This is a genomic window from Flavobacterium fructosi (genome assembly GCF_042787335.1).
GTDB classification, from domain to species: domain Bacteria; phylum Bacteroidota; class Bacteroidia; order Flavobacteriales; family Flavobacteriaceae; genus Flavobacterium; species Flavobacterium fructosi.
Genome location: NZ_JBHZQA010000002.1, coordinates 213441 through 230155, shown reverse-complemented (window position 1 = coordinate 230155; position 16715 = coordinate 213441). Strand labels below are relative to the sequence as shown.

At 35.4% G+C, this 16715-nt stretch carries 15 protein-coding genes; 2 read left to right on the top strand and 13 right to left on the bottom strand.

What is annotated here, in order from left to right; all coding sequences use genetic code 11:
- The 7 genes from ACFX5D_RS03880 to aspS all read right to left on the bottom strand — a co-directional run bounded on the left by ACFX5D_RS03880 (position 1) and on the right by aspS (position 5693).
- Entirely contained in the window at positions 1 to 531 is a 531-nt protein-coding gene (locus ACFX5D_RS03880; protein ID WP_379856942.1) for a complex I 24 kDa subunit family protein, read from the bottom strand.
- Positions 532 to 580: 49 nt separating this feature from the next.
- On the bottom strand, positions 581 to 1819 hold the full coding sequence (locus tag ACFX5D_RS03875) for an NADH-quinone oxidoreductase subunit D (RefSeq protein WP_379856941.1): 1239 nt from the start codon (positions 1817 to 1819) through the stop codon (positions 581 to 583).
- A gap of 35 nt (positions 1820 to 1854) precedes the next feature.
- Positions 1855 to 2376, bottom strand: coding sequence for an NADH-quinone oxidoreductase subunit C (locus tag ACFX5D_RS03870; protein ID WP_379856940.1), 522 nt, complete (start codon positions 2374 to 2376; stop codon positions 1855 to 1857).
- Between the two features lie 3 nt (positions 2377 to 2379).
- Positions 2380 to 2928 (bottom strand): NADH-quinone oxidoreductase subunit B, encoded by a 549-nt coding sequence (locus tag ACFX5D_RS03865; RefSeq protein WP_035668744.1) that lies wholly within the window; start codon positions 2926 to 2928, stop codon positions 2380 to 2382.
- An 86-nt stretch (positions 2929 to 3014) separates the two neighbouring features.
- Positions 3015 to 3380 carry an NADH-quinone oxidoreductase subunit A gene (locus ACFX5D_RS03860; RefSeq protein WP_379851665.1) on the bottom strand — a complete coding sequence of 122 codons (366 nt, stop codon included), beginning with the start codon at positions 3378 to 3380 and terminating at the stop codon, positions 3015 to 3017.
- A gap of 240 nt (positions 3381 to 3620) precedes the next feature.
- Complete coding sequence (locus ACFX5D_RS03855; protein ID WP_007137066.1) at positions 3621 to 3815, bottom strand: cold-shock protein; 195 nt, start codon at positions 3813 to 3815, stop codon at positions 3621 to 3623.
- Between the two features lie 126 nt (positions 3816 to 3941).
- A complete protein-coding gene (aspS, locus tag ACFX5D_RS03850) occupies positions 3942 to 5693 on the bottom strand; it encodes an aspartate--tRNA ligase (protein ID WP_379856939.1) in 1752 nt (583 codons plus the stop codon).
- Between the two features lie 160 nt (positions 5694 to 5853).
- Between aspS and ACFX5D_RS03845 the strand changes: the two genes are divergently transcribed.
- Together ACFX5D_RS03845 and ACFX5D_RS03840 are read left to right on the top strand one after the other, a co-directional pair.
- Positions 5854 to 6867 carry a TlpA family protein disulfide reductase gene (locus ACFX5D_RS03845; protein ID WP_379856938.1) on the top strand — a complete coding sequence of 338 codons (1014 nt, stop codon included), beginning with the start codon at positions 5854 to 5856 and terminating at the stop codon, positions 6865 to 6867.
- 177 nt (positions 6868 to 7044) lie between these two features.
- Positions 7045 to 7410 carry a toxin-antitoxin system YwqK family antitoxin gene (locus tag ACFX5D_RS03840; RefSeq protein ID WP_379856937.1) on the top strand — a complete coding sequence of 122 codons (366 nt, stop codon included), beginning with the start codon at positions 7045 to 7047 and terminating at the stop codon, positions 7408 to 7410.
- Between the two features lie 327 nt (positions 7411 to 7737).
- Here ACFX5D_RS03840 and ACFX5D_RS03835 read toward each other — a convergent pair whose 3' ends face one another.
- The 6 genes from ACFX5D_RS03835 to ACFX5D_RS03810 form a co-directional block, all read right to left on the bottom strand.
- Complete coding sequence (locus ACFX5D_RS03835; protein WP_379856936.1) at positions 7738 to 9423, bottom strand: sodium/sugar symporter; 1686 nt, start codon at positions 9421 to 9423, stop codon at positions 7738 to 7740.
- A gap of 366 nt (positions 9424 to 9789) precedes the next feature.
- Complete coding sequence (galE, locus tag ACFX5D_RS03830; RefSeq protein WP_379856935.1) at positions 9790 to 10809, bottom strand: UDP-glucose 4-epimerase GalE; 1020 nt, start codon at positions 10807 to 10809, stop codon at positions 9790 to 9792.
- The gene (locus ACFX5D_RS03825) at positions 10806 to 11885 is read right to left on the bottom strand and encodes a UDP-glucose--hexose-1-phosphate uridylyltransferase (RefSeq protein WP_379856934.1); all 1080 of its coding nucleotides are present in this window, start codon (positions 11883 to 11885) and stop codon (positions 10806 to 10808) included. Before ACFX5D_RS03825 ends, galE begins: the two co-directional genes overlap by 4 nt.
- A gap of 1 nt (position 11886) precedes the next feature.
- A complete protein-coding gene (galK, locus tag ACFX5D_RS03820) occupies positions 11887 to 13056 on the bottom strand; it encodes a galactokinase (RefSeq protein WP_379856933.1) in 1170 nt (389 codons plus the stop codon).
- 96 nt (positions 13057 to 13152) lie between these two features.
- A complete protein-coding gene (locus ACFX5D_RS03815; protein ID WP_379856932.1) occupies positions 13153 to 15579 on the bottom strand; it encodes a DUF4982 domain-containing protein in 2427 nt (808 codons plus the stop codon).
- 88 nt (positions 15580 to 15667) lie between these two features.
- Entirely contained in the window at positions 15668 to 16714 is a 1047-nt protein-coding gene (locus ACFX5D_RS03810; RefSeq protein WP_379856931.1) for a glycoside hydrolase family 53 protein, read from the bottom strand.
- Position 16715 lies beyond the last annotated feature (1 nt).

Below are 16715 nucleotides of genomic sequence, written 5' to 3'. Positions count from 1 at the left end.
TTATTTATCGTGTAATAGTATTGTATCGTTTTTGCAATCCGCAATTAATTGATCGATTTTTGCTGCAGTCAAATGTTCTTTGTAAAAATCGCCTAACTGCATCATCGGAGCGTATCCGCAAGCCCCTAAACACTCAACACCTCTAACTTCGAACAAACCATCCGCAGTGGGTTCACCCACTTTTACACCTAATTTCTCACAGGTGTAATCCATTAAATCCTCGACTCCATTCAAACAACACGGAGACGTTTGACAAAATTCGAACATGTATTTTCCAACTGGTCTTTGGTTGTACATCGTATAAAACGAAACTACTTCGTAAACCTCAATTGGCTTGATCAAAAGGATTCCGGCTACTTTATTCATTAATTCAATACTCAACCAATTTTCGTGAGCATCTTGAACTTCATGTAAAACAGGCAATAATGCCGATTTTCTTTTGTCTTCAGGATAATGACTAATCAATTCATTGATGCGAGTCATCAATGCTGCAGTCATATTTATTTCTTGTTTGTGATAAGTTCTTTCCATTTTTTTTAAATCTGAAATCTAAAATCGTTAATCAACAATCTGATATCTTTTATGCGTCTAATTCTCCAGCAATAACATTTAAACTTGACAAAATAACAATTGCGTCCGATAGTAATGCCCCTTTAATCATTTCTGGATACGCTTGATAGTAAATAAAGCATGGTCTACGGAAATGCAATCTATAAGGCGTTCTGCTTCCGTCAGTAACTAAATAAAAACCTAATTCACCGTTTCCGCCTTCTACAGGATGGTATATTTCGGCAACTGGAACAGGAATTTCACCCATTACAATTTTGAAATGATAAATTAAGGATTCCATATTATGGTACACATCTTCTTTTGGCGGAAGATAATAATCCGGAACATCCGCATGAAAATCATTTCCTTCCGGCATTTTGTCTAAAGCTTGGCGAATGATACTCAAACTCTCCCAAACTTCAGCATTACGAACACAAAAACGGTCGTAAGTATCACCTGACTTTCCAACAGGAATAATAAAGTCAAAATCCTCATAAGAAGAATACGGCTGCGCTACACGAACATCATAATCAACACCTGCCGCACGTAAATTTGGACCTGTAAATCCGTAAGCCATAGCTTGCTCAGCAGTTATAGCTCCTACATTTACCGTTCTGTCAATAAAAATTCTATTTCTTTCGAATAAGTTTTCAAATTCTTTCCAAGCTGCTGGAAATTCTTCTAAAAACACATCTAATTTTCTAAAAGCTTCTGGAGACCAATCCCTTTCGAAGCCCCCAATTCTTCCCATATTAGTGGTCAAACGCGCTCCACAAATTTCTTCGTAGATTTCATACACTTTTTCTCTAAATTGGAACACATATAAAAATCCGGTATAGGCTCCGGTATCTACACCAAGAATCGAATTACAAATAATATGGTCCGTGATTCTCGCCAACTCCATTACAATAACTCTTAAATATTGCGCTCTTTTTGGAACTTTAATATCCAACAATTTTTCTAATGTCATCCACCAACCCATATTATTTATAGGCGATGAACAATAGTTCATTCTATCAGTAAGAGGCGTGATTTGGTAAAAAGGACGATTTTCAGCAATTTTTTCGAAAGCTCTGTGAATATAACCAATAGTTGGTTCCGCTTCCAGAATTCTTTCCCCATCCATCAACAAGATATTTTGAAAAATACCATGTGTCGCTGGGTGTGTAGGCCCTAAATTAAGAATCGAAAGCTCGCTTCCGTCTTCGTTTAGTTGCTCCTTTATTCTTTTAGCATAGCGATGCTCTGGTGGTAATAATAGTTCTGACATTTAGTTAATGTGAAAAATTATAATAGTGAGTATTTTTAATAATTGTCGGTTGTTCTTCCAAAGAAGCGGTCATCTTTATCAGTTCTTCCGCTATCTTCCATTGGGAATTCTTTTCGCATTGGAAAAGAAATCATTTCATCCATATTCAAAATACGTTTCAATTGTGGATGACCAATGAAGTTTATCCCATAAAAATCATACGTTTCTCTTTCCATCCAGTTTGAACTTAAGAAAATGTTTGAAATCGTTTTTATTTCTGGGTTTTCACCGCTAATAAATGCCTTGATTTTAATTCTTTTGTTTTCGTACCAATTATGCAGATGATAAACAACTGCAAATTGATGATCTACATCATTGTCAGGATAGTGAATCCCACACAGGTCAGTTAAAAAATGAAAACGTAATGTTGGGTCATTTTTCAAAAAAAGAATTACTGCCGTAATTTTATCGGAAGCGACTTCAAATGAAAATATATCTTTTTCCTGCTTGAATTCAAAAACAGCTGAATCAAATGTTTCAACTAATTTTTCTTGGATTTGTATTGTTTCTAGCGCCATTATTTATTTGATATTATAAGAAGCCAATAATTCTTGGTATTCCGGAGAACTTCTTCTTCTTACAGATTCGTTTCTTACTAATTCCTGCAATTTCATAACACCATCAACAATTTGCTCTGGTCTTGGTGGACAACCAGGAACATAGACATCAACCGGAATCACTTTATCAATCCCTTGCAAAACAGAATAGGTATCAAAAATTCCACCCGAACAAGCACAAGCACCTACAGCAATTACCCAACGAGGTTCTGACATTTGCTCATAAACCTGACGTAAAATAGGCGCCATTTTTTTTGAAATTGTTCCCATCACCATAAGCATATCCGCTTGACGAGGAGAAAAACTCACTCGCTCCGAACCAAAACGTGCTAAATCATAATGCGAAGCCATTGTAGCCATAAATTCAATCCCGCAACAAGAAGTTGCAAAAGGCAAAGGCCATAATGAATTGGCGCGAGCCATTCCCACAACATCATTTAGTTTTGTAGCGAAGAAACCTTCCCCAACAACACCTTCAGGTGGCTCAACCATATTTATTTTAGAATCGCTCATTTTTTATTATTTTGAATTGTAAAATTTAGATTATAAATTAAAATGACACCATTTTAAATTTATAATCCAGCTTTTAAAATAAATCTTTATTCCCACTCTAACGCTTTCTTTTTGATAATGTAGAAAAAACCTACCAAAAGCAAAAGCATAAAAATCACCATTTTAACCATCCCTTCCATTCCTAATTCTTTGAAATTGATTGCCCAGGGATAAAGAAAAATTACCTCAACGTCAAACAAAACAAACAATATAGCAACAAGAAAATATTTTACCGAAAACGGAATTCTTGCATTACCTACAGATTCGATACCACATTCGAAGTTTTTATCTTTGATTTCGGATGATCTTTTAGGACCTAATTTTCCAGAAATAAATATGGTACCAACAACAAATCCTACAGCTAAAATGAACTGCATTAAAATTGGGATATAATTTAATTGATCGGATTGCATGTTACGTATATTTATGAATGAGAATAAGCCACAAAGATAGGTTTCAAGTATTTAAAACACAAGTTTAAAACAATTTTTAGTTTAAACGAAAATACCATAACTCACTAATTTTTATTGATTCCAAATAAGAGCGAACTTTTTCAATTTTCTCAATAAGTCTTTTCGATAGAAACAAAAAAAACGTTTCGAAATAAATCGAAACGTTTTTAAACATTCTTAACAAAAAAATGATTTTTTTGCTTAGATAACTGCTACTTTCGCAGCAACTTTTCCTTTTCTTCCTTCTTCTTCTTCATAACTAACTCTGTCACCTTCGCGCAATTCTTCCGCGTTGATTCCTGATGCATGAACAAAAATGTCTTTTCCTGTTTCTTCGTCTGTAATGAATCCGTAACCTTTAGACTCATTGAAAAATTTAACTGTACCTGTACGCATTGTAATTGTAATAATAATTTATAATGAAGCAAATGTAATATTTAATATAATACGAAATGCTATCTTCTGTTTTTATTTTGTAAAAATATTGATATTCAACGTTTTCTAACAATTTTAACCGACAAACTACACAATATCTATTTTGATATGCAGCTCTTTTAACTGCGATTCGTCAATTACAGATGGTGCATCAATCATAACATCCCTTCCAGAATTATTTTTTGGGAAAGCAATAAAGTCCCGAATCGTTTCTTGACCTCCAAGAATCGCTACCAATCGATCCAATCCAAAAGCCAAGCCTCCGTGTGGTGGCGCACCAAACTGGAATGCATCCATTAAGAATCCGAATTGTGCCTTAGCCTCCTCTTCTGTAAAACCTAAATATTTGAACATTAGTTGTTGTGTCGCTTTATCATGGATACGAATTGAACCACCGCCAATTTCATTTCCATTCAAAACCATATCATAGGCATTAGCACGAACTTTCCCAGGATTAGTTTCTAATAAATGCATATCTTCTGGTTTCGGAGAAGTAAAAGGATGATGCATGGCATGATAACGGCCGCTCTCATCATCAAACTCCAACAACGGAAAATCAACAACCCAAAGTGGCGCAAATTCAGTTGATTTTCTCAAACCTAATCGTGTTGCTAATTCCATACGCAATGCGCTTAATTGGGAACGGGTTTTGCCAGCCGGCCCCGAAAGGACAAAAATCATATCTCCACGTTGTGCCCCTGTAGTTTTTGCCCAATTGCTTAAATCATTTTGATCGTAGAATTTATCTACCGAAGACTTATAAGTTCCGTCTTCGTTGCATTTTACATATACCATTCCTGAGGCACCAACTTGAGGACGCTTTACCCAGTCAATTAAACCATCTATTTCCTTACGGGTATAATTCCCTACTCCGGGAACGGCAATTCCAACCACTAATTCCGCAGCATTAAAAACTGGGAATTCTTTGCTTTTCGCAACTTCATTCAACTCACCAAATTCCATTCCAAAACGGATATCCGGTTTGTCATTTCCGTATGTTTTCATGGCATGTTCGTAGGTCATTCTTGGAAACTTCTCTACTTCGATGCCTTTTATTTCTTTTAGCAAATGTCTTGTCAAACCTTCAAAAATATTTAATATATCTTCTTGTTCCACGAAAGCCATTTCGCAATCTATTTGCGTAAACTCTGGTTGTCTGTCTGCACGTAAATCTTCATCACGGAAACATTTTACGATTTGGAAATATTTATCCATTCCGCCTACCATCAATAATTGCTTGAAAGTTTGTGGCGATTGAGGCAAGGCATAAAACTGTCCTTCATTCATTCGAGAAGGAACTACGAAATCTCTGGCTCCTTCCGGAGTCGATTTAATCAAATAAGGCGTCTCTACCTCACAAAAATCCAAATCAGAAAGATATTTTCTAACTTCCATCGCTACTTTGTGACGAAACAGCAAGTTGTTTTTTACTGGATTTCTACGAATATCGAGGTAACGATATTTCATACGGATATCTTCACCACCATCCGTTTCATCTTCAATTGTGAAAGGAGGTGTCAATGCAGCATTCAGAATATTTAACTCAGTAACTAAAATTTCAATGTCACCCGTAGTCATGTTTTTATTTTTGGCTTCGCGCTCAATAACAGTTCCTTTTACTTGAATAACAAATTCACGACCAAGTGTTTTTGCCAATTCGAAAACTGATTTTTCAGAACGACCTTCGTCAAATATCAATTGTGTAATTCCATATCGGTCACGTAAATCTACCCAATTCATAAACCCCTTATCGCGAGATTTTTGAACCCAACCGGCAAGCGTAACTTCTGTATTAATATGTGAGGCGTTTAGTTCACCACAATTATGACTTCTGTACATGATTTAAATTTTAGACTGCAAAAGTAAACACAAAAATCAAATTAATACAGAAAACTATACAAGTAGATTACATTATAAATAAAAAATTATGTTAATGCATAATTTTTTTATCAGCAATTTCTTTATTTTTGAAATGCTATAAATTCAAAACCAAACAATTATGAAGAAATTATTTTTTACTGCACTTGTAGTACTCAGTACTTTAAGTGGCATTGCTCAAAAAAGTAAGTATATGACGTTTCAAGGCGAAATAGCCAATAAGAACGGGGATGCAGTTTATATTACTGACGGCAAAAATAAGTTGATTAAAAAAATTCAGGTCACTAGTGAAGGCACCTTTAAAGACACCTTGAACGTAGCACATGGAAGATATAGTTTGTCTGACGGAAATGAATTTACTATTGTATACTTGAAAAATGGCTTTGATTTAAAGTTAAAAATCGATACTAAAAAGTTTGATGAATCCATAATATACTCAGGAAAAGGGGCGCTAGAAAATAATTTTTTAGCGAAGAATTCCTTATTTGAAGAACAAACTGATATGGGCAGTTTACTTGCGGCGTCTGAAGTTGATTTTTTGAAAGGATTGGATAAGAAAAAACTAGAAGATTTAAAACGACTTCAAAACACAAAATTAGACCCTGTTTTTATTGATCTTCAAAAGAAAAGCATTGATGAAAATTATAATGGTGTAGTTAAGTACTACAAAATGAATTATGAAGCTAATTTGGCTAAAAGCAAATTTCTTAATACTATGTCTCCCTCTTTTAATTATGATAACTATGCTGGCGGAAAAACAAAATTAGAAGACTTAAGAGGAAAGTATGTTTACATTGATGTTTGGGCAACATGGTGCGGCCCTTGTCGTGCCGAAATACCATTTTTGAAAAAAATTGAAGAAAAATACTATGGCAAAAATATTTCATTTGTAAGCATCTCCGTTGATGTGCAAAAAGATCTAGACAAATGGAAAGCTTTAATCAAAGACAAAGAATTGGGCGGTGTACAGCTTTTTGCAGATAATAATTGGAATTCTCAATTCATTAAAGACTATTCGATAAACAGTATTCCTCGATTTATTTTGATAGATCCAACAGGCAAAATCGTAAGCGCTGATGCATTAAGACCTTCCTCTGCGGAATTACAGGTGCAATTGGATGCTCTTTTGCATTAATCAAGAAATTTTAAAATAACAAAGTCCGTGCGCAAACACTGGCTTTTTTTATGTTTTTTAATTTTCCAATGTTAAGCTTTTGTCTAATGTTATTAAATTGTTATGTAAATGTATTTTAAATGTAAAATATTATATAATTTTGAATAACAAATCTGTAACACATTAAAAGCTAACGAAATGAAAAATTACATAATTTTAGTAGCAATATTATTCTCTGGAATGATTTATGCTCAAGAAGTAAAACCAGTATTAGAACCTTTTGGAAAAAAACTTAAAGCAACTTACTTTTTTGAAAACGGTCAAGTACAACAAGAAGGCTTTTTTGAAAACGGAAAATTAGAAGGAGCTTGGGTTTCTTACGATGAGAAGGGAAATAAAACTTCCTCAGGTGAATATAAAAAAGGTGTGAAAACCGGAAAATGGTTTTTCTGGTCTCAAAACAATGACAATGCGTTTACAAATTTAAGTGAAGTTGATTATTCTAATAACAGAATAGCTTCCGTTAAAAACTGGAAACGAGAGGCAATAGTTAACAGAGACTAGGTTAATTTTTTAAATTTATAAAAAAAGCTTTCGCAAAACGAAAGCTTTTTTTCTATTATTTTTTTCCCTTCTCTACATCACAATACCCATTTCTGATAAAGCATTTTTCTTCGGTAAAGATTTTATAAATAGCAATATTTTATCCAAAAACAATAAAATCAACTACAAGTAATAATGATTTCTCTTGATAATAAACGCCATACTTTATGCATAACACATTAAATCAAATACTCTTTAGTAAATTCTTCAGCGAATTATTTACTGGAATCCAGTAAAAGGACTTTAATTTATATTATTTTAGAGTTCCAAAAATATCGAAAAGCACCTTTACCAGAACTTAACATACAAAGCAAAAATAATCAATAACGTAATTACAATCAAAACTGTAGTTTGTGGTTTAACCTTAAACATTTCTGTATCTAATTCGAATGCTTTTGGATTCACTTTTGGTCCAGCAAAACTGATGGCAATCATTAAAAGCATAGTAAATGCAAAGGACAATCCCATACAGATATGGAATGGTATTTCGAAACCACCTTTCCCATTTGCGAACGCAGTGTATAATAACGTTTCATTTCCAAATAATGCAGGTGCAAATTCATTAAACAAAACAGACAATAAGAAACCGGATATTACACCTACTATTGCCGCTGTACCCGTTGTTCTTTTCCAGAACATTCCAAGAAAAAACATGGCAAATACACCTGGACTAATAAACCCTGTATATTTTTGAATGTATGTGAAACCACCCACACCGCCAATTCCTAAAACATCATTCCAAGTAAACAAAACAGCAAGAAGCATCGCTGCAAAAACTGCATATCTACCTATGTTTACTTGAGCTCTATCAGTGGCGTCTTTTTGAATGTATTTTTTGTGTACATCTAAAGTATAAATAGTGGAAATACTGTTCACTTTACCCGCTAACGAAGCAACAATCGCAGCTGTCAAAGCAGCCACAGATAATCCTTTTAAACCCGTAGGAAGGAATGTTAACATCGCTGAATACGCTCCATCTTTTCCACCAACTAATTGTGGCAAATGTCCATTTTCATATAATACATAAGCGGCAATACCAGGTAACATAACGATTAGTGGCATTAATAATTTCAACATACCAGCAAATAAAATACCTGTTCGGGCCGTTTGTAAATCCGCTCCTAAAGCTCTTTGTGTAATATATTGATTACAGCCCCAATAATTAAGATTTATAATCCAAATCCCCGCTAAATAAGACATCATCCCAGGAAAAGTAAGATACTTATTGATTTCTAATTGAGACGATGTAGCGGTAGGTCTTGGAATAATCATTTTGAAATGCTCTGGTGCTTTTTCCATCAGCACTTTGAAACCTGCGATTGCGTTTTCACCAAAACCAAAATAGTGTCCAACCGTAGTCAGCGCTATATAAGACGTAACTAATCCTCCGATGATTAAAACCGCTACTTGAATTACATCCGTATAAGCCACCACTTTCATTCCTCCTAAAGAAATTAGCAGTGCAAAAAGAGCCAATCCAACCATAATAACATGTAAGTATTCCCCCCCTGCTAATCCATTAATGGCAACTGCACCTAAATATAAAATAGAAGTTAAGTTTACAAAAACATATAAAAACAGCCAGAAAACAGCCATAATCAAAGCGGTAGATTCGTTATATCTGGTTTTTAAAAACTGAGGCATCGTATAAATCTTGTTTTTTAAATAAACAGGGATAAACCAAACGGCTACAATAATCAATGCTATAGCAGCAATCCACTCATAAGCAGCAACAGCGATTCCTAAAAAGAATCCCTCTCCACTCATTCCGATGAATTGCTCTGCTGAAATATTAGAAGCAATCAGCGAAGCCCCGATAGCCCACCAGGTAAGCGTTCCTTCCGCAAGAAAATAAGCTTTTGCATCGTGTTCGTTTTTTTCACGTTTGCGATAAATGGTATATCCATAAGTGGACACCACGATAAAATAGATAATAAATACTGCGTAATCCGCAAAAGCAAGGTTCTGGTTCATGAGTAAATGGTTTGTTAGAAATTAATATAAATGTATGCGACTTGTATTATTTTTTAATGTTAGCAGAACTATTTCTATTCCTACAACAACAACATCGGATATTTTGGGTAAAAATATACAATTCCGTTACAAAATTAAGATGTAAAATGTGATATGTGTTTAAATTATATTGTTGTTTTATGAATTATGAAAGTCAAAAGTAAAATAAAAATATTTATTCACATCATTTATAAATGTATTTTTTACATTTATAAATGATGTTTAACTTGAATAGTTGTAAAACAAGGCTTTTTCCATACTTTTCACTACTATTTTTATTTTATCAATGCATTTTATCGGTTTATAAAAATTATTGCTGTGTTTATTTTAATTGCTACTTCTGATTTTTTGTTCCCATTTCCAAGCACTTGCCATACCTTCTTCAAGGGTTGATTCACTTTTCCAGCCAAGGATGTTATTCGCCTTATCAGTATTGGCGTAAGCCGAAACAACATCACCTTCCCTTCTAGCAACAATTTTGTATGGCAATTTTTGTCCGCTTACTTTTTCAAAAGCTTTAATTACTTCCAAAACAGAACTTCCACTTCCAGTTCCTAGATTAAAAGTCTCTATTTTAGATAAATTCTTTTTGTTCAATAATCTTTGTAAAGCAATAACATGCGCTTTTGCTAAATCAACCACATGAATATAATCCCGTTCACAAGTTCCATCAGGTGTTAAGTAATCTTCTCCGTAAACGGATAATTCTTTTCGCAATCCAATTCCGGTTTGGGTAATAAAGGGCACCAAATTTTGTGGTACTCCAATAGGCAATTCCCCAATTTCCATTGAAGGATGAGCGCCGATAGGATTAAAATAGCGCAATAGAATTGCGTTTATAGCACTTACTTTAGCGACATCAGTTATAATCTCTTCACCAATTTGTTTTGTATTTCCATAAGGCGACATCGCAGGCTGAATTGCTGCTGATTCATTAATAGGCATTGTTTCAGCTTGACCATAAACGGTACAAGAAGAGCTGAAAATAAAATGAGACTCCGGTTTTTGTTGCATTTCCTGTAGCAGAAAGATTAATGTATTAATATTATTTTCATAATACAATAACGGATTCCCCACACTTTCACCAACTGCTTTAGAAGCTGCAAAATGAATTACACCACAAACATCCGCATGTCGTTTGAAAAAGTCCTGAACAGAAGCTTTCTCTCTTAAATCAAGCTTTTCAAAAACTGGCTTTATACCAGTTATGGCACCTATTCCTTTTAAAACATCTTCAGACGAATTAGAAAGATTATCAATAATTACAACTTCAAATCCTTCATTTTGCAATTCAACAACAGTGTGTGAACCAATAAATCCCAGTCCGCCAGTAACTAGTATTTTCATAATTTATTTTTATAGTGAACATCCGACTGCTCTATTAATACTGAAGCACTCTTTTCTGGAGTAATATCTCGTTGTGATTCGCCCATCATTTCGTAACCTACCATAAATTTCTTGACACTTGCTGAACGCAATAAGGGCGGATAAAAATGCATGTGAAATTGCCATTCCTGATGCAATGCACCATCAGTTGGCGATTGATGAATCCCTGATGAATACGGAAATGAAGTTTCAAACAGATTATCGTATTTAGTTGTCAATTGCTTTAAAGTTAAAGCAAAATCAGTTGTTTCATCTTTGGTGAAATCAGTAATTTTTCCTAAATGACGTTTGCTGATTATTATTGTTTCATATGGCCAGATAGCCCAAAAAGGAACCAGTGCCACAAAATGATCATTCTCAATCACGATCCGTTCGTTAAGCTTTAATTCCTCCTTCAAATAATCTTGCAAAAGATTGCTTCCGTGTTGGTCATAATACGCTTTCAGATTATTTTGTGTTTTCTCCACTTCGGTTGGTAAGGACGATTGTGCCCAGATTTGCCCATGTGGGTGCGGGTTACTGCAACCCATCACACTCCCTTTGTTTTCAAAAATCTGAACATGATTAATGTAATCAACATTCCCTAAATCAGTATATTCTTTTTGCCACGTATGAATGATATTTTCAATCGCAGCAACAGGCATTTCCGGCAGTGTAAGATTATGTTTTGGTGAAAAACAAACCACTCTGGAAATTCCTCTTTCTGGTTTAGCTTTAAAAAAAGTTTGCTTCGCCAGTTCGCTGACGCTCGGGTCATTTTTATTTTCTTCAAATGCAATTTCTTCCTGTTTCAAAGCAGCAAAATCATTTTCAAAAACAAAAGCGTTTTCATACGCTGGATTTACCTCCCCATTTGCTCGAACATTATCTGGACATAAATAACAAGTCGGGTCATATTCTGGTAAATCATCTAATGTAACGGTTTCGTTTTGGCCTTGCCAAGGTCTTTTTGATCGGTGTGGCGAAACCAAAACCCATTCATTGATTAACGGATTATAACGTCTGTGCGGATCTTCGTTGATATCGAAATTTTTCATTCTAATTATTGTTATAAAGTGATGTTCCGTTACCGATTTTAACATCATAAATTTTTAATTCTATTCCAAAAGTATCTAAATAAAGTGCAGAAAGCTGCTGTTTAATTCGCTCTTCATGCCCTTTTTTAATCAAGTTGATGGTACAACCACCAAATCCGCCGCCCATTAATCGGGAACCAACTACGGCTTCTTCTTTTTTAAGTGTATCTACAATCATGTCTAATTCGGCACAACTTACTTCATAATCCACCGATAATCCCTGATGAGTTTCATACATTAATCGGCCTAAAGTTTCGATATCACCGTTATCCAAAGCTTCACAGGCTAGTTTTACCCGATTGATTTCTTTTACAACAAAAAGACACCTTTTGAAAACATTGGCACTCATTACATGTTGCAATCCTAAAACATGTTGTTCGTTACAATCTCTAAAACTAGTTATCTCAGGAAAATTACTTTTTATAATCGCAATCCCTTCTTCACATTGCTGTCTTCTTTCATTATAAGCCGATGTCATTAAGGAATGTTTTACATTCGAATCGAATAAAATCAAAGAATAATCATTAAAATCAGCATTGTGATATTCATATTCTAAGGTCTTGCAATCAATTTTTATGACTTTATTTTCTAAACCCATAACACTCGAAAACTGGTCCATAATTCCGCAATTGATTCCTACCCAATGTTCAGCACTTTGACCCATTAAGGCAATATCAACCGGTTTTATTTTTAAATCAAAAAGTTCGTTGATTCCAAACAAAAAGCCACATTCCAATGCTGCCGAAGAAGACAAACCAGAACCTACCGGAATATTACTGCTAAAAACACAGTTGAATCCATCAAATTTAAAACCTTTAATTTTCAATTGATTGACAACGCCTCGAATGTAATTCGTCCAAACATTATCGGTTAACTCCATTGAATCGCTAACGTCGATTTCAAACGAATCGTCAAGGTCAATCGCAATAATTTTCGAGATACTGGAATCACTTTTTTCGAAAGCAAAACAAATAATTTTATCAATCGCTGCCGGCAAAACATAACCATCGTTATAATCAATATGTTCTCCAATGATATTAATTCTTCCTGGAGAAAGCACAACTTTTTGAGGTTCAGCTCCAAAGCTCTTTTCAAAAAAAGCTATCGTATTTTTTATTAATAAATCGTTCATTTTCGTTAAATTATTATTATTTTGGAATTGTTAAAGTATTCGATTTTAAAGCCGTATTTGATACTTGAACAACTATTTTCTTTTTAAAATTTTTACTTATTTAGTAGCTGCTAAAATCAATTTACCACTCTTAAGCCCAGCACTATTTACTTCAAGTTTTACATCACCGGCAGTTGTTGTCGATTTTACAAGCACTACCAATTTTCCGCTAAAAAGTTTCATGGTATCTTTATGAAACATTTCGAGTGAAGTAGCATCACCATTGCAGGCAGCCCTATAAGTACCCGCCCCTGAAACCTTAAATCTTAACTGATTAGTCGCCGTAGGACAAAGGATTCCCTTTTTGTCGACTACTGATACGGTTACAAAAGATATATCCTCACCATCAGCAGTAATTGTTTTCCTGTCAGCATCTAAAACAATTTGGTACGGCTTGCCAGCAGTATGTACTTCTTCTTGAGCAACAGCTTTACCATTGTCATCAAAAGCCACCACCTTTACCGTTCCCGGCTCATATTTAACATCCATCCACATTAATCGGTAGCGATTCTGGGGTGTATTTTTATTTTTTTTCTGCACTCCCATGCTTTTGCCATTTATAAAAAGTTCGGCGCTATTGTAGCTGGTATATACAAAAACAGGAGTTATCTCTCCTTCACGGCCTTCCCAGTTCCAATGTGGCAGGATATGTAGCGTAGATTCCTTTGTATTCCAACGGCTTCGATATAAATAATAACGGTCTTTAGGTAAACCGGCCAAATCGTTAATTCCAAAGTAAGAACTTCGGGACGGCCAGCTTTCGTCATAAGGCGTAGGTTCTCCTAAATAATCAAAACCAGTCCAAACAAACTCCCCAATTACCCAAGGTTTATCATCTTGAAGCACAAAATCTTCATCAGGCACATTAGACCAGCTACAGGCTTCCAAATCATAAGAGGAAGATTGAAAATCAGGATATTGCTTCATTTTTTCCTGAACCACAGGGAATTTATAAATCCCTCTTGAGCTCACCGTTGAAGCGGTTTCTGAACCTAAAATAAACCCTTGCGGAAATTTTGCAAAGGCCTCATCATATAAATGCACCCGATAATTCAATCCTGGAACATCCAGCACAGCTCCAAAACCAGATTCCATAGTCGCTTTTACCTGATCCATCCCTACAGTTACCGGACGTGTTGGATCTTCTCTATGAAATATTTCCTGCAGCCATTTGGCACGTTTTACACCAGCTTCTCCCCATTGATCCGGCACTTCATTTCCAGAACTCCACATCACAATAGAAGGGTGATTTCGTGTTGCCTGCACTAAATTCACGATGTCTTTTTCGGCATACTCCTCAAAAAAACGATGATACCCATTTTCTACTTTTGGCTTTGCCCATTCATCAAAACTCTCGGCCAAAAAGAGAAAGCCCATTTCATCCGCCAATTCCAGCTGCTCAAAAGAGGGCATGTTGTGCGAACTGCGAATCGCATTACAACCCATCTCTTTTAATATCTTCATTTGCCTGCGCAAAGCGGCTTTATTTACTGCAACTCCGAGGGGACCTAGATCGTGGTGAAGACAAACTCCTTTAAATTTGGTTATCTTCCCATTAAGACTAAAGCCTTTATTGGGCTCGTATTTTATTTCTCGGATCCCAAAACGGGTTGAAATTTCATCTTTCAGTTCTTTTCCAACATACAATTGGGAAACCGCTTTATACAAATAAGGGGTATCGGGGCTCCACAATCTTGGTTTTTCTACTTTTATGTTTTGATCGAACTCCTTTCCGAATTGTATAGCCGACTCTTCGGAACTTAGTTTATGTCCTTCGGCATCAAAAATAGTGGTGACCAAACGAGTATTTTCACCAGTAGCTTTGGTCTTAATGTTGACTTTGGCTACTGCTGAACTTATAAAAGGTGTCGTTACAAACTGTCCCCATTGGTCAATACTTTCGTTGTTTTTTACAATAACGCTTACATTTCGATACAAACCGGCACCGGGATACCAGCGGGAAGCAAACTCTTTATTGGTTAATTTTACTGATAATGTGTTAGCTCCTTCTTGTATAAATTGGGAAACATCAAAATAAAAATAACTATAGCCATACGCCCATTCTCCCACTTTTTTTCCGTTCAAATACACTTGAGGTTCGCTCATTGCTCCTTCAAAAAGTAAAATTATTTTTTTCCCTTTTGAATCTTTAGGCAATGAGAATGTATTACGGTACCACGCTGTTCCAACATGAGGTAGTGCGCCTGTTCGTCCCGTTTTTTCGGTAGCTATTTTTTCTCCGTTTTGAATAATGGCAACACTCTGTATATCTACATTTTTATCAAAAGGCCCATAAATTGCCCAGTCATGCGGAACGGTTACCGATTCCCATTTCGAATCATTGAAATTCACTTTATACGCCTCTTCAAAATCGCCTTTTTGAAATTTCCAATTCGTACTTAACACTTTAACGGCTCGTGTTTGAGACAAAGCTATTTGTGTAAATACTAAAAATACAACCAGAAAACGTATCAATTTCTTCATTTCTAAACGGGTTAATTATTTAATATCATTCAATTAAAATCATTTGCGCTCTATTCTCACGCTTCCAATAAAGGCAGAATCAAACTTATTATTTAAACGCATCCAAAGCCATTGACGGTTTTCCGTAAGAATTCCAAGCACTTAACGAATATTGACTCCAGCTTTTTTCTCCCTCTGGCTCCCAATAGACGACACCAAGACCCTTATTATTTGGCACAGCTTTCACAGCTTTTATTGTTGCTGCCAACATATCGTAGGTGTTTTGCACTTTGTCATATTCTCCACCCACTTCTACAACCATCACTTCTTTGTCATATCGGGAAGCCATATCTTTTAAATTGAATGCCAAATCAGCAATAGTTTCTGAGTAATTTTTTTTAATCCAATACGGATAATAAGACAATCCAATCACGTCATATTTCACATTATTTGCCTTAGCTTTATCAAAAAACCATCTGAATCTTGCGTTATCATTTCCTTTGTCAACGTGAACAATTACTTTGATGGCTGCATTGACCGCTTTGGTGGCTTCATATCCTTTATTTAATAGTTGTGCCAATTGACCCCAATTTGAAGTACTTCCCTCTGGCCATAACATGCCACCAGGAATTTCGTTACCTACCTGCACCCATTCTGGAGTTACTCCTACTGATTTCAATGCTGTCAAAACATCATACGTGTGTTTATACACGTCATTTTGCAACTCTACAAAAGAATGGTTCGCCCAAGCAACAGGTTTCGTTTGTTTTCCGGGATCAGCCCAAGTATCACTGTAATGAAAGTCAATCATAATGCGCATTCCCATATTTTTGGCACGAACTGCCATAGTTACCGTTTCTGCCGGGCTACAATGTCCACTTGCTTTATCATCTGAAGGATTTACCCAAACACGAAGGCGAATGGTATTAATTCCTCTGTCTTTTAGCAGTTGCAAGCAATCCTTTTTTGAGCCATCAGTATCGTAAAATTTGTATCCTGTTGCTTCCATCTGAGGCAGCCATCCAACATCTGCACCTTTTGCAAAAGCGGAAACGTTGAGGATCGGCGTTGGAGGTTCATCGTTATTTGTTTGTGAATTACAAGAAATAAAAAATAAAAATAACACCAACAGCACTATAAGATTATTATTTTTCATA

Bases quoted from the DNA above. Each gene is read 5' to 3' on its own strand.
- ACFX5D_RS03840 (WP_379856937.1), top strand. From the start codon at position 7,045: ATGAAAAATTACATAATTTTAGTAGCAATATTATTCTCTGGAATGATT.
- galE (WP_379856935.1), bottom strand. From the start codon at position 10,809: ATGAAAATACTAGTTACTGGCGGACTGGGATTTATTGGTTCACACACT.
- ACFX5D_RS03875 (WP_379856941.1), bottom strand. From the start codon at position 1,819: ATGTCAGAACTATTATTACCACCAGAGCATCGCTATGCTAAAAGAATA.
- ACFX5D_RS03810 (WP_379856931.1), bottom strand. From the start codon at position 16,714: ATGAAAAATAATAATCTTATAGTGCTGTTGGTGTTATTTTTATTTTTT.
- ACFX5D_RS03815 (WP_379856932.1), bottom strand. From the start codon at position 15,579: ATGAAGAAATTGATACGTTTTCTGGTTGTATTTTTAGTATTTACACAA.
- ACFX5D_RS03865 (WP_035668744.1), bottom strand. From the start codon at position 2,928: ATGAGCGATTCTAAAATAAATATGGTTGAGCCACCTGAAGGTGTTGTT.
- aspS (WP_379856939.1), bottom strand. From the start codon at position 5,693: ATGTACAGAAGTCATAATTGTGGTGAACTAAACGCCTCACATATTAAT.
- ACFX5D_RS03835 (WP_379856936.1), bottom strand. From the start codon at position 9,423: ATGAACCAGAACCTTGCTTTTGCGGATTACGCAGTATTTATTATCTAT.
- ACFX5D_RS03880 (WP_379856942.1), bottom strand. From the start codon at position 531: ATGGAAAGAACTTATCACAAACAAGAAATAAATATGACTGCAGCATTG.
- ACFX5D_RS03870 (WP_379856940.1), bottom strand. From the start codon at position 2,376: ATGGCGCTAGAAACAATACAAATCCAAGAAAAATTAGTTGAAACATTT.
- ACFX5D_RS03825 (WP_379856934.1), bottom strand. From the start codon at position 11,885: ATGAAAAATTTCGATATCAACGAAGATCCGCACAGACGTTATAATCCG.
- ACFX5D_RS03860 (WP_379851665.1), bottom strand. From the start codon at position 3,380: ATGCAATCCGATCAATTAAATTATATCCCAATTTTAATGCAGTTCATT.
- ACFX5D_RS03855 (WP_007137066.1), bottom strand. From the start codon at position 3,815: ATGCGTACAGGTACAGTTAAATTTTTCAATGAGTCTAAAGGTTACGGA.
- galK (WP_379856933.1), bottom strand. From the start codon at position 13,056: ATGAACGATTTATTAATAAAAAATACGATAGCTTTTTTTGAAAAGAGC.
- ACFX5D_RS03845 (WP_379856938.1), top strand. From the start codon at position 5,854: ATGAAGAAATTATTTTTTACTGCACTTGTAGTACTCAGTACTTTAAGT.